The following is a 12448-nucleotide window of genomic DNA, read 5'->3' as shown; positions in this document are numbered from 1 at the left end:
TCGCTTCGGTTACTCGCTTGCCGCGGGCGCACCGCGAGCCTCCTCAAACAGGTAGAAATCTGCGGGGTCTCGCCAGCACGCTAATCCCGCAGGCGTCTCGTACCTCCGCTTTGATTCTCAGCCAAGACACTGGTCTATTGGTTTGAAAACGTGCAAAATAATAAACTTTCTTTACTTGTTAGAAAACTTGGCTTCGCCAAGCCTCTGGCGGAGGCGAAGACTTAGTTGCGACAGCCATGGACGGCCTAGTGTCCGGTGAACCGCAGGACGCGGCGTTTTTTCGGACCGCTTACACTCGTTTCCTTGAATCTTTAATTTTTTTATACTTTCTTATCAGTGTAAATACAGTCCCATTGTATATATTAGGACTTCTTCTGATCAATTTTCTTCCGAAGATTGAAACCTAGGTCAATTATACCTAATATACGTACCATTTGCAGTAACAAGAATCCGAAAATGCCTGCTAATAGCGTTAGCGAAATGGGCACAATCAATGGAAATCTCCGAATATGGGCGTAATAATAAATGAGACTAAACCCTTGAATTGCAAGCAATATCTGCAGGATAACATCAATATTAAGCATCGCCGTGTACAAAGGAGTGTCTTTCTCAATACCAAACCAACCGGCAAACAAGACAATTAAATAGATCCAGATAATACTTTTTGGCATTTGCCACATACGAAACGGAACCCAGCGCGGCACATCAACCTTAAATTTCCGTAAAACCGGCAAGCTAATTAAGGCAACAATTAGAGCATAGGTAACGGCGACTACGATTAAAATCACCGGTGCGAGGTGAACAATACTGTCCATTTGCGTCTGATATTGCGTTGCCAATTCATCTGTATTCTGTTCCAATATCGGTGCCATTTGCTTCGCAACCTGCTGAAACGAATCATTGAGTGCGGACTGTACGGCAGTAACCGGATTAAAGTGAAAAATCAGAACAGACATTGCTAAATAAACAATCAGCACTGAAATGTTGGTCAGACTCCCCACAAGCAGGAGTGCGAATGCAGATTTTTTCAAATAAACCGCATAGCCAAGTACAGCACCCAAAGTCATAAAAAATATGGGTAACAATGAGTAGAGCGAATGGTCCACGATCACTAAAAACAGAACACCGAGACCAAAGCCGCATAGAGCGTGCTTCCAGCCATCTTTGGCCGCAAGAAACATAAGCGGCAACGGAATAAACCACACGGAAATCAATGAAACATAAGGCATAAAAAAAGTTAAAGCAATTAGAAGATATAATGAAATCGTTGCAAGCGCTCCGCGTATCAGAGCGTTTCGATCAGTCATAATAACACCTCTTAAGCTTGGGCTTTGCAGGAGAATCCCGCATTTTCTTACGCTGGTAAGAAAGTGGTAAAAATAAAAAAAGTTAAGAAAACGAGTGCAAGCGGTCAGGCGAATAACGGATCTTCGACTAACGGCGCTCACTTCCTATGAGCAACGCCGAAGCCCACCACATCCTGCGGCTCATCGGACCCTGACCATTATGGCCGCGACGGCTTGGCCTTTGCTAAAGCTTGGCGAAACCACGTTTTCTAATATAAGTTCACTGGATTAACAGCTCAATGAACGGCAAACAATTGGTCACAATCGAAATTTGCCTGCTTCCGCTTATGAACAAGCAGGCTATTCGTCTTAATGAATAGGACGACTTTGAAACCCCATAATTTTCATTATAATACAAAAGCACTTTTTATTGAAAGAGGTGATCTTTTCCTTGCAATTCATAAAAGATATTCATATAATTAAAATGTTATCTTAAAAACAAAAGAAAGCGTTTTATTTTTAGTGGATGACTTGCCTCTCCTTTTGATTACAGGCTTGTTTCCGTTTTCCTTACCAAAGCTATTGACTACTTTTATCAACGAGAGTTGGTATCCTTATGAATACTTTAACAGTGAAAATAGACTTTTTTAAAAAGGCGGTCCGCTTGCGGATTGCCTTTTCTGTTTCCCGACTTGCCTTGGGTAAACAATTTAAGGAGTGTGAATCATTATGACCTATGAAGGACCAAAAGCACTGCTTACCGCATGGGTCAGTCTGGTAAGCAACTTACTTTTAACTTTAATAAAAATCATCTTCGGATTGATTTTCCATAGTACTGCTCTTGTCGCCGATGGCGTGCATAACGGAGGCGACGTGATTGCTTCCATAGCCACAATTGGTTCAATGAAACTCTCCAACCATCCGGCCGACCGCGAACACCCTTACGGTCACGGAAAAGCGGAAGATATTTCAACCGCCTTTATTTCAATCGTCTTGATTGTCGCCGCTTTGTTTCTTTCATACGAGGCTGTCAAAGCGTTATTTGGACCCATATCTTCTGTCAGCTTGTGGGCATTCATCGCGGCCCTTGTCTCTGCTCTGTGGAAATGGCTCTTATACCTGTACACGAATAAAGCCGCTTATCGCTATCACAGCAAAAGTTTACATGCAACTGCCGCCGATCACCTTGCAGATATTTACGCGTCGATCGCTGCGGCACTTGGTCTGGGCATCGGCTGGATCGGCAGTGTCCTCAATATCCCTTATACACACTTTGGAGACCCGGTCGCCGGCATCGTTGTATCCATTTTGATCTTGAGAATTGCCATTGTCATGATCATCAAAGCAACAAATGTGTTAATGGAAAGCAGTGTCGATGAGAACGCGCAGGAAAAATACAGCGAAGTCTTTCTTTCATTTCCCGAAGTGAAAAAAATCGATATACTACGTGCCCGTGAACACGGAAACGCAGTACTTATTGACGCGCAGATTCGTATTCCCGCCTCCTATACTATTCAAGAAGGCGATGACCTTACCGAGGCAATCCGAACAAAAATGCTTCGTATTTACCCGGATGTAGAGGAGGTACTGATTCACATCAACCCATGGTATGAAGGCAAAGAATTAGTTGAACCGGATTCGGTGCCTCATCTGAAAAACAAATGACGAACATGTATTTTTCGTTTACACTATTAAGTAATCTTAATCAAAGTTCGAAATAGATTATAAAGAGAGTTTGCGTTCTCACCATTTTGGTCGAGGCATTTTCTCATTAGTTTATTGAGGTGATGGATGTTGGCAATGGATTCCGAAGAGTATTCAGGTATTACATTATTTGTTGGCACTCAAGAAATCGGCGTACTAATTAAGGATGTTCAAGAAATTATTGAACCGATCTCAATTCTAAGCGTACCCGTTACTCATCCCTTTTTTGCAGGCTTGATTTCATTGAGAAGCACGATTATTCCGGTTCTCTCATTAAGACAGATTTTCCATGCTTCGGAAAATCGATTCACAAATAAAGACAAAAAATATGTGATTTGTGCTTTAGGATCGGAGCCCGTGGCATTGGACATTGATGCCGTTGGCGATACATTTTCTTTCGAAGCCAGTCAGCTGGTCACTATAACCGAGGATGATGCGGACCCACACCAACTTTTAACAAAACAGGTTACCTTAGAGGACAAAGTTCTGCCGTTGATCAGCATATCTAAACTGATCAATTTTACTTCCGGATTGAACACTGAGGAACGTGAAAAAATCGGTTATTGACCAACGGATGGAGATTACGCGGTGATCTGGTGTCGTATTACAAATCAACTACATGTTTAAGCGGGAGGAGACATTTATGGGAATTCATAAATACTTTCAAAGCTTATCTGACCTGGAAGGCATTTACCGCTGTCCAGGTGTTTTTAAATACCAAGAACACTCTGTTGCCAGCCATTCATTTAAAGTTGCCACAATCGTTCAATTTTTGGCAACTGTCGAGGCAGAGAACGGACAAAATGTGGACTGGAAAACAGTTTACGAAAAAGCGATCAACCATGATTACTCAGAACTTTTTACAGGTGACATTAAAACACCGGTAAAGTATGCGCTGCCTAAACTTAGAGAACTATTTTCTCAAGTTGAAGGGACAATGACGAAGGAATATCTAAACAAAGAATTCCCAAAAGAGTTCCGTCAAGTCTATGAAGCGCGCTTCAAAGAGGGAAAGGATCGATCACTCGAAGGACGGATACTTGCCGTCGCTGATAAAATTGATTTGCTCTATGAAGCCTACGGAGAAATCCAAAAGGGCAATCCTGAACCTCTGTTTTTTCAAATTTATAAGGAAGCTCTTACCTCAATCATTCAATTTAGCGATATGGTGTCCGTTCGTTATTTTATCACTGTGATTCTTAAAGAAATGATCGAAGAAGAAATTACTTCTCATACTCGAATAAAATCGATTACTGAACAGCTGCTGCGCGCAGAGAAAAATCCCCCATCACCAAAGGACTAAACGGACTTCTTGATCAAACATTTTTCTTGATTAACCTCTGAATCTCTCTTATGATAGAATAAATGTGTCCGTTTTGTGACAAAAGGGGTTGCCTGGTTATGCAGAAACAAATGAATTTGCAAGACGAGAAGGACAAAGCTAAGCGCAACAAACACTATGTCCTATCTATTCTCGCCTTTTCCGTGGTCGCCGACGCATTTATCCTACTGCTGTTTTTTGCACCGTTCATCGGCTACAAAGGGCATATCGGATTCGATGTTTATTTGCTTCCACGATTTAACGCAGTTTTTAATAGTTTTACGTTTATTTTTCTCGTCGCCGCTCTGGTGGCGATAAAAAATAAGAAGATAAATGTACACCGTGGATTTATTCTCGCGGCATTTACGTCGACGCTCCTGTTCTTAGTATCTTATTTATCTTTCCATTACCTCGCACCGCCCCCGCACTATGGAGGCGATGGTATTATTCGTCCGATCTATTTCTTTATCCTGATTACGCATAGTATACTGGCTGCTTTTGTTGTTCCCCTCGCTTTGTTTTCCCTTATCTGGGGATGGACCATGCAAATTGGAAAACACAAGCGTATTGTTCGTTGGACAATGCCGATCTGGCTCTATGTAAGCCTGACCGGGGTTATTGTCTACGTGATGATGGCACCGTATTATTAGTAAAGGTTTCAGTATGAACTGACCCTTGGCAGTCGGACAATAAAATCCGATTTCCGAGGGTTTTTACTGTCAATTACAGTGCAACCGAATCATAAGATTACCTACATGAAATAATTTACCTAGTTACTATGCTTAAGTCATTTTTGTGATTTGAAAAACCGGGAAAAGAGCGCCTGGTCTTTACTTTCGCAGGATGTGGTGACTTTCGCAGGATGCGGTGGCTTTCGCGTTGCTTACAGGACATGCTTTCACAGGATGTGATGACTTTCGCGTTGCTTGCAGGACATATGCATCATTAGCGAAAGATCCCTTACACTTAGCGAGGTTCCTTACATACGAAAATTCCTTTGCTCCAAATACCGTTTTGAATCATCAACCTTGTGCGTGAACAGACATTTCTGTTCCACACTGGTAGGAAAGTATAAAAAACCATTTAAAGGAAACGAGTGTAAGCGGTCCGAAAAAACGCCGCGTCCTGCGGTTCACCGGACACTAGGCCGTCCATGGCCGTCGCAACTAAGTCTTCGCCTTCGCCAGAGGCTTGGCAAAGCCAAGTTTTCTAATAAATCATTTGGATCCTTAATTAAGTAACACGGCCGGAATAAAATAAGCGGAGATTTTCCGGTTATATGCATCATGACGCTTGTTTCACAGGTAAATAAGGGGAATTTTTCCGCTTAAGCACAGAAAAAGCCCTCCATTTTCCCGTTTTTCGATGCGATAAGCGGAATTTTTCCGTCTATTTAGAGTTAGTCTAAATAGTGGACATGTCAAAATGGGATTTCGTATGATTAAACTATCCTAAAAAGGGGCGTGTTCAACTATGGCATACGATCGGGAGTATCGGGAATATGTCGCAAAATTGATTGTGGATGACGGGAGGGTTGCCCGCGAAGTTGCCTATGAATTGGAACTGTCCAAGAGTACGGTCAGTCGCTGGGTGAGCGATTACCGAGAGTCGTTAAAACAGAAACATCAACCGTACCGGACACAAAAAGAAATAGAACAACTCCAGAAAGAACAGTTAAAAGAAATTGCACGACTTAAAGAGGAAAACGAAATCTTAAAAAAAGCCATGCACATCTTCACTCAAGGCCGTCAGTGAGGTACAGATTCATTGAAGCTCATCGAGATGAACATTCTGTAGTGTTGATGTGCACTGTCTTGAACGTATCGAAGAGCGGTTATTATAAATGGAGTCGGGGCGAGCGACAGGAAACGAATACCCAGCGGATGCGTAAACGAAAAGAATTACAGCGTCGGATCAAGCAAATCTTTTATCAGAATCACGGACACTATGGCAGTCCACGCATCCATATTGCCCTGTTGCGTCAAGGTTTTATTGTGTCGCAAAAAACGATTGCACGCGAGATGAAAGCAATGGGACTGAGGGCAACGCCAAAGAAGCGATATGTCGCAACCACTGATTCCAGACACGATCTGAAGGTCTATCCTAACCTATTGAATCGTCAGTTCCAACAAAAGGCGCCGAATCAAGCCTGGGTCACAGATATGACCTATATTCGGACACTGGCAGGATGGGTGTATCTGGCTTCGGTCATCGACCTGTTTTCACGGAAAGTGGTCGGATGGTATATGGACGCGACGATGACACAAGATCTTCCTCTGCAGGCACTCAAGTTGGCGATTGAGAAACGTCAGCCAGGTAAAGGACTCATTCATCACTCAGACCAAGGCTCTCAGTACTGCGCCAACGAGTATATCGCTCTGATGAAAAAGCACCAGATGCAGATCAGTATGAGCCGCAAAGGAGATCCGTATGACAATGCTTGCATGGAGTCATTCCATGCGACACTGAAGAAAGATCTCATCTATCGGAGACGCTTCAGATCGCGTGAAGAGGCTATACAGGCGATCAATCACTATATCTATCGCTATAACACATACCGGATGCATTCAAGTCTGGGTTACTGGTCGCCGAACCAATTTGAGAAGATGCATGAGCAAGCAGGGAGCGTCTCATAAATGACCCAAACGGGTTTTCTCATGGACAGTTGGTCCTTTCAACTTTCCATGAGAAAAGCCACACCAAGCGGAGCGCGGTAGGCATTTAGTTAAACTCAGTTTCACATTTTTGTGTCCACTTTATTGACAGAACTCCAATTTAAGCTATTTTTTCGTTCATTTTCAAAATAAGCGGAATTTCTCCGTCTATTTCTCAGATTGGGCGCTAACTTGATCACCAAGCGGAATCTTATGACGTTTATCGTTGTCCCAGCAAGGCAAAACAATAAACTTTCTTTACCTGTGGGAAAAACCGGACAAAAAGCCCGGTCGCTACTCTCCAGCCATGTGTCATTGGTTCGTGTCTTTATTGTTCTGAATCGTCGCTTCGGTTACTCGCTTGCCGCAGTCGATCTGGGAGCCTCATCGATCAGACCGGTGTCTGCGGGGTCTCGCCGGCACGCGATCAATAGCGACGCTCCCGCAGGCGCCCTTGCACCTCCGCTTTGATTCTGGGCCAAGACACTGTCTTATTGGTTTAATACAGGGCAAAATCACGTTCTTTACTTATGAAAAAAAGGTTGCCTCAGAGCCTAGTTAGGCCCTTGAGACAACCTCTTCATTTACAATCATCATTCCGTTGTGTACGGAAGCAAAGCCATTTGACGCGCGCGTTTGATCGCTTTTGTCAATTGACGTTGGTACTTCGCGCTTGTTCCAGTTACACGACGAGGCAAAATCTTTCCTCGTTCAGAAATGAATCGGCGAAGCAAATCAACATCCTTATAGTCAATATAAGTAATGTGATTAACGGTAAAGAAACATACTTTACGGCGCTTACCACGTGAGCGGCGTTCTGCCATATTCGGCACCTCCCCTAATTTTCAATTGAATCGTTCAAATCAGAACGGCAAATCGTCATCCGATATATCAATCGGTTTACTGTCGCCCGCGAAAGGATCATCAAAAGAAGGAGCACCCTGGTTTTGACCGCCGCTCATGCTCTGGTTATTGGACGGCGCATAACCGCCACGCTGCTGGCTTGACTGGTTTGAAGGTTGCGGAGCGCTCGGTGCATAGCTGCTACCGCCGTCAGCATGTCTTGCGCCTTTCGGTTCAAGAAATTGCACACTATCAGCGATTACTTCGGTTATATACACGCGTCGCCCTTCATTATTCTCATAACTGCGTGTCTGAATCCGACCGTCAACGCCTGCCAGACTTCCTTTTTGCAGGAAGTTTGCCGCGTTCTCAGCCTGCCTTCTCCACACAACGACAGGTATGAAATCAGCCTCTCGTTCCCCTTGTTGGTTCGAAAACGGCCGATTCACAGCGATGGTGAAGCTGGTAACAGCAACGCCATTCGGCGTGTACCGTAATTCGGGATTTTTCGTCAGCCGGCCAACCAAAACAACACGATTGATCATCAGGACCACTCTCCTTTCTTTTCAAATCGATTATTTCGCTTCTGCAGGTTTGCGTTCATCTTTAATCGTCATGAAACGAAGCACGTCGTCATTGATCTTAACAAGACGATCAAATTCGTTAATTGCTTCGCTGCCGGCGGTTACATACAGAACAACATAGGTACCCGTGTTCACGTCATTGATTTCATAAGCTAAACGACGTTTTCCCAGTTCCTTGACCTCATTAATTTCTGCGCCATTATCCGTCAGAATGGAAGCCAGTTTTTCCTTAACGGCTTTTTCCTGTTCTTCTTCCAGATCCGGACGGAGGATGTACATAATTTCATATTCGCGCACAATCATTCACCTCCCCTTGGACTAAACGGCTCCAGTAATGGAGCAGAGAGCAAGTTTACTCACTCATAGGTGAATATGATAGCATAACTTGCCCAATGATTCAAGTTTTTTCAATCCGAATTATACGTTGAATCTAAAATTGACGATATCTCCATCTTGCATTACGTAATCTTTTCCTTCAAGGCGGAGGCGCCCCATTTCTTTAGCGGCTGTCTCCGAACCAGCAAGAATCAGATCTTCATAAGAAACAATTTCAGCGCGGATAAAGCCACGTTCAAAATCCGAATGAATAATGCCTGCGGCTTGTGGCGCTTTCGTTCCCTTGCTGAACGTCCAAGCACGTACCTCTTTCTCACCTGCGGTAAAATAGGTGGCCAATCCAAGCAGATCATAGGATTTGGCAATTAAGCGATCAAGTCCTGAAGCGTCTAGACCCAATTCTTCTAGAAATACTTCTTTTTCTTCGCCATCAAGTTCTGCAATTTCGGATTCGATTCGCGCAGATATTACAACCACTTCAGATCCGTCCTTCTCTGCAAACTCCTTAACTGCTTGAACATATGGGTTGTCATCAGGCGCAGCAACATCATCTTCAGATGTATTAGCAACATACAGAACCGGCTTATTCGTCAGGAAATTAAAAGGCTTTATTGCCGCTTCTTCATCTTCTGTCAACGCAACATGCCTAGCCGGTTTTCCTTCTTCAAATGCTTCTTTTAATTTCTGAAGAGCAGAAAACTCCACGATTGAGGCTTTATCTTTCTGTTTTGCCAATTTTCCAACCCGATCGATACGCTTATTGACCTGCTCCATATCAGACAAAACGAGTTCGAGATTGATGGTTTCAATGTCATCAATTGGGTCTATTTTTCCGGAAACGTGAGTAATGTTCTTATCCTCAAAGCAGCGCACTACATGAGATATCGCATCTACTTGACGAATATTAGCCAAAAATTGATTTCCTAACCCTTCACCTTTACTCGCACCCTTAACCAATCCGGCGATGTCTGTGAATTCAAAAGTTGTCGGAATTGTCTTCTTCGGATGATACATTTCAGTCAATTTATTAAGACGTACATCGGGTACACTGACGATCCCGACATTCGGTTCAATGGTACAAAACGGATAATTGGCCATTTCCGCTCCGGCCTGTGTAATTGCATTAAACAATGTTGATTTGCCAACGTTGGGCAACCCAACAATACCTGTCGTCAAGCTCATTTACATTCAACCCCCTGGGTTTCTCTTTCCAAGTGTGTGCTAACAAATAATCAAGCTGAGCAATCATTTTCAGCCTGTCCTTGCAGTTCCTGCCTTCATTCATTCTCTTCAATTTTTGGTCCACGCTCAAGAATCTTTTTAATTTTTCGCTGAAATTCACTTCTTGGCATTAGGACACTGTGTCCGCAACCGAGGCACTTAATACGAATATCCGCACCCATACGAATGATTTTCCATTTATTATCTCCGCATGGATGCGGCTTCTTCATTTCAACGACATCATTCAAATCAAAACTGATACGGGGATTCGGCATCATCCATCCTCCTTTGTTGACCCTATCACCTTAAGAAAAATCGGGCAAACCCGCTCATTGCTTCTGCTGGATGCGGCTTTGGTTCATCACCCCTGCGCTTGAACGAACCTTCAGCTGCTTGCTTGACACGGGCGATCCGGTAGCTTTCTCGAACAGACGATTATCTGCAGGATCTCCCCTGACTCGCGATCAACAGAGGATCTCCCGCAGGCGTCTCGTACTTTCGCGCTCTGGGGGCGATTTATTGATAAAATGCCGCTTATTCCAGTATCCGAAAAACCAAATTCATATTCTTTCTTTATCTTTAGAAGTATTGCATTGCAGTACTTGGATCAAATAGCCTTGAAAACTAGTCTAATTAAAAAGCGGTTTTTTCTTTCAGAAATGCAGCAAGCTCGCTAATAGACAACCTTTCCTGATCCATTGTATCGCGGTCACGCACAGTCACCTTGCCATCTTCTTTTGAATCAAAGTCATAGGTGATACAGAACGGTGTGCCGATCTCGTCCTGACGGCGATAACGTTTACCGATCGAACCGGTCTCATCATAGTCAACCATATAATCTTTCGCAAGTTCTTGATACACAGCTATAGCTTCTTCGCTTAGCTTCTTCGAAAGCGGAAGAATGGCAGCTTTATATGGCGCCAAAGCTGGGTGGAAATGCAGTACAGTTCGTGTATCCTTTTCGCTGATTGTCTCTTCTTCATAGGCTTCTGCCAAGAATGCGAGCGTCACGCGATCGGCGCCAAGTGACGGCTCAATAACATAAGGGATATAACGTTCATTATTATTCTGATCAATGTATTGAAGATCCTGACCGGATACTTCCATATGACGGCGAAGGTCATAATCAGTACGCGAGGACAGGCTGGACAGCTCGCCCCATCCGAATGGGAACAAATATTCAATATCTGTCGTCGCATTGCTGTAGTGCGGCAACTCTTCCTTTTCATGATCACGCAGCCGTATATTTTCTTCCTTTACGTTCAAAGATTTCAACCATTCATAGCCAAAAGTTCGCCAATACTGAAACCATTTCTGATCATCACCCGGTTTGCAGAAAAATTCCAATTCGAGTTGTTCAAATTCTCTCGTTCGGAATGTAAAGTTTCCCGGTGTAATTTCATTACGGAATGATTTACCAACTTGACCAATACCAAACGGAATCTTTTTCCGCATTGTTCGCTGTACATTTTTAAAGTTCACGAAAATACCTTGGGCAGTTTCCGGACGAAGATAGATCTCGTCCTTTGCTGTTTCCGTCACACCCTGGTATGTCTTAAACATTAAGTTAAACTGACGGATGGATGTGAACTCATGCTCGCCGCACTCCGGGCAAGGAATATGATGGTCTTCAATAAGCTGTGCCATTGTATCAAATGTCAGGCCGTCAACGGGTCCGGGGAGCTCTGCTTGCGGAATGTTGGCTTCAATGAGCTTATCTGCACGAAAACGTGATTTACATTTTTTACAATCAATCATCGGATCATTAAAGTTCGTAATGTGCCCTGATGCTTCCCATGTCTTTGGGTTCATCAAGATAGCTGCATCGAGTCCTACGTTATAAGGAGACTCCTGTACAAATTTTTTCCACCATGCCTTTTTCACATTATTCTTCAGCTCGACGCCGATCGGGCCGTAGTCCCACGTGTTCGCTAGCCCACCATATATCTCTGATCCTGGGAATATAATTCCTCGTTGTTTGGCAAGATTCACAATCTGTTCCATCGTTTTGCTCATGTCTTTTATCTCCTTTATGAATAAAATAAGCTTTCATCCAACTAGGCTCTATGCCTAGGGACGAAAGCTTTTGTTTGCTCACGCGGTTCCACCCTAATTGATGCGAATACGCACCCGCTCTGTCATACTGTGGCTCAAGAACGCCTTCCCCACACGCTGCAATCAGGCTCCCACTATTCCTGAATCGCTAAATACAGCTGCAATAGGTACTCCTTTCCCTCATCGCCTGAATTTAACTAAACGATAGTCATCATTTTCTGATACATAGTATATCCTATTTTGTTTGAAAAAGACAGGTTTTTAGCACACTCATTGTTTTTTATTATATCAAAATACGCTCGGATGCTTTGCTTTAGTAATACCCTGGATTTACCCAGCCCTTGGATGAGTCGACATTCCTTATGCGCCGCCCCCTATACTGCTGCCGCTAATCTTTTACGATTTCGTACGTTCTTGTTGTATAAAAAAGCAAGTATTCTCATA

14 protein-coding genes are annotated in these 12448 nt (G+C 43.6%); 7 read left to right on the top strand and 7 right to left on the bottom strand.

Annotated features, from left to right (window positions below):
- Window positions 1-362: 362 nt before the first annotated feature.
- The gene (locus ABWW58_RS06435) at window positions 363-1307 is read right to left on the bottom strand and encodes a YybS family protein (RefSeq protein ID WP_353868351.1); all 945 of its coding nucleotides are present in this window, start codon (window positions 1305-1307) and stop codon (window positions 363-365) included.
- A 708-nt stretch (window positions 1308-2015) separates the two neighbouring features.
- Between ABWW58_RS06435 and ABWW58_RS06430 the strand changes: the two genes are divergently transcribed.
- The 7 genes from ABWW58_RS06430 (at window position 2016) to ABWW58_RS06400 (ending at window position 7436) form a co-directional block, all read left to right on the top strand.
- Window positions 2016-2951, top strand: coding sequence for a cation diffusion facilitator family transporter (locus ABWW58_RS06430; RefSeq protein WP_353868350.1), 936 nt, complete (start codon window positions 2016-2018; stop codon window positions 2949-2951).
- 135 nt (window positions 2952-3086) lie between these two features.
- Window positions 3087-3557: a chemotaxis protein CheW gene (locus ABWW58_RS06425; RefSeq protein ID WP_353868349.1), complete on the top strand. Its 471-nt coding sequence runs from the start codon at window positions 3087-3089 to the stop codon at window positions 3555-3557.
- Window positions 3558-3633: 76 nt separating this feature from the next.
- The gene (locus tag ABWW58_RS06420; protein ID WP_353868348.1) at window positions 3634-4293 is read left to right on the top strand and encodes an HD domain-containing protein; all 660 of its coding nucleotides are present in this window, start codon (window positions 3634-3636) and stop codon (window positions 4291-4293) included.
- Between the two features lie 98 nt (window positions 4294-4391).
- The gene (locus ABWW58_RS06415) at window positions 4392-4961 is read left to right on the top strand and encodes a DUF420 domain-containing protein (RefSeq protein ID WP_353868347.1); all 570 of its coding nucleotides are present in this window, start codon (window positions 4392-4394) and stop codon (window positions 4959-4961) included.
- 823 nt (window positions 4962-5784) lie between these two features.
- Window positions 5785-6066, top strand: a complete 282-nt coding sequence (locus ABWW58_RS06410) for a transposase (protein WP_353867365.1) — start codon at window positions 5785-5787, stop codon at window positions 6064-6066.
- Window positions 6063-6947 (top strand): IS3 family transposase, encoded by an 885-nt coding sequence (locus tag ABWW58_RS06405; RefSeq protein WP_353867364.1) that lies wholly within the window; start codon window positions 6063-6065, stop codon window positions 6945-6947. The genes ABWW58_RS06410 and ABWW58_RS06405 overlap by 4 nt, the downstream gene beginning before the upstream one ends.
- 231 nt (window positions 6948-7178) lie before the next feature.
- Window positions 7179-7436, top strand: coding sequence for a hypothetical protein (locus ABWW58_RS06400; RefSeq protein ID WP_353868346.1), 258 nt, complete (start codon window positions 7179-7181; stop codon window positions 7434-7436).
- Window positions 7437-7558: 122 nt separating this feature from the next.
- On the opposite strand, the gene rpsR is transcribed toward ABWW58_RS06400, so the two are convergent.
- The 6 genes from rpsR to ABWW58_RS06370 form a co-directional block, all read right to left on the bottom strand.
- Window positions 7559-7789, bottom strand: coding sequence for a 30S ribosomal protein S18 (gene rpsR / locus ABWW58_RS06395; protein ID WP_093671028.1), 231 nt, complete (start codon window positions 7787-7789; stop codon window positions 7559-7561).
- A 39-nt stretch (window positions 7790-7828) separates the two neighbouring features.
- On the bottom strand, window positions 7829-8353 hold the full coding sequence (ssb, locus tag ABWW58_RS06390) for a single-stranded DNA-binding protein (protein WP_353868345.1): 525 nt from the start codon (window positions 8351-8353) through the stop codon (window positions 7829-7831).
- A 30-nt stretch (window positions 8354-8383) separates the two neighbouring features.
- Window positions 8384-8689 carry a 30S ribosomal protein S6 gene (rpsF, locus tag ABWW58_RS06385; RefSeq protein WP_353868344.1) on the bottom strand — a complete coding sequence of 102 codons (306 nt, stop codon included), beginning with the start codon at window positions 8687-8689 and terminating at the stop codon, window positions 8384-8386.
- 120 nt (window positions 8690-8809) lie between these two features.
- On the bottom strand, window positions 8810-9910 hold the full coding sequence (ychF, locus tag ABWW58_RS06380) for a redox-regulated ATPase YchF (RefSeq protein ID WP_353868343.1): 1101 nt from the start codon (window positions 9908-9910) through the stop codon (window positions 8810-8812).
- Window positions 9911-10005: 95 nt separating this feature from the next.
- Complete coding sequence (locus ABWW58_RS06375) at window positions 10006-10224, bottom strand: DUF951 domain-containing protein (protein ID WP_093671022.1); 219 nt, start codon at window positions 10222-10224, stop codon at window positions 10006-10008.
- Window positions 10225-10582: 358 nt separating this feature from the next.
- Window positions 10583-11965, bottom strand: a complete 1383-nt coding sequence (locus ABWW58_RS06370) for a glycine--tRNA ligase (RefSeq protein WP_353868342.1) — start codon at window positions 11963-11965, stop codon at window positions 10583-10585.
- Between the last annotated feature and the right edge of the window lie 483 nt (window positions 11966-12448).

Origin of the sequence: Sporolactobacillus caesalpiniae, from assembly GCF_040513385.1 — a bacterium.
Classification (GTDB): Bacteria; Bacillota; Bacilli; order Bacillales; family Sporolactobacillaceae; genus Sporolactobacillus.
This window is presented reverse-complemented; position numbering and strand designations above follow the sequence as displayed.

Bases quoted from the DNA above. Each gene is read 5' to 3' on its own strand.
- ABWW58_RS06400 (WP_353868346.1), top strand. From the start codon at position 7,179: ATGACGTTTATCGTTGTCCCAGCAAGGCAAAACAATAAACTTTCTTTA.
- ychF (WP_353868343.1), bottom strand. From the start codon at position 9,910: ATGAGCTTGACGACAGGTATTGTTGGGTTGCCCAACGTTGGCAAATCA.
- ABWW58_RS06430 (WP_353868350.1), top strand. From the start codon at position 2,016: ATGACCTATGAAGGACCAAAAGCACTGCTTACCGCATGGGTCAGTCTG.
- rpsR (WP_093671028.1), bottom strand. From the start codon at position 7,789: ATGGCAGAACGCCGCTCACGTGGTAAGCGCCGTAAAGTATGTTTCTTT.
- ABWW58_RS06435 (WP_353868351.1), bottom strand. From the start codon at position 1,307: ATGACTGATCGAAACGCTCTGATACGCGGAGCGCTTGCAACGATTTCA.
- ABWW58_RS06410 (WP_353867365.1), top strand. From the start codon at position 5,785: ATGGCATACGATCGGGAGTATCGGGAATATGTCGCAAAATTGATTGTG.
- ABWW58_RS06420 (WP_353868348.1), top strand. From the start codon at position 3,634: ATGGGAATTCATAAATACTTTCAAAGCTTATCTGACCTGGAAGGCATT.
- ssb (WP_353868345.1), bottom strand. From the start codon at position 8,353: ATGATCAATCGTGTTGTTTTGGTTGGCCGGCTGACGAAAAATCCCGAA.
- ABWW58_RS06415 (WP_353868347.1), top strand. From the start codon at position 4,392: ATGCAGAAACAAATGAATTTGCAAGACGAGAAGGACAAAGCTAAGCGC.
- ABWW58_RS06370 (WP_353868342.1), bottom strand. From the start codon at position 11,965: ATGAGCAAAACGATGGAACAGATTGTGAATCTTGCCAAACAACGAGGA.
- ABWW58_RS06375 (WP_093671022.1), bottom strand. From the start codon at position 10,224: ATGCCGAATCCCCGTATCAGTTTTGATTTGAATGATGTCGTTGAAATG.
- ABWW58_RS06425 (WP_353868349.1), top strand. From the start codon at position 3,087: ATGGATTCCGAAGAGTATTCAGGTATTACATTATTTGTTGGCACTCAA.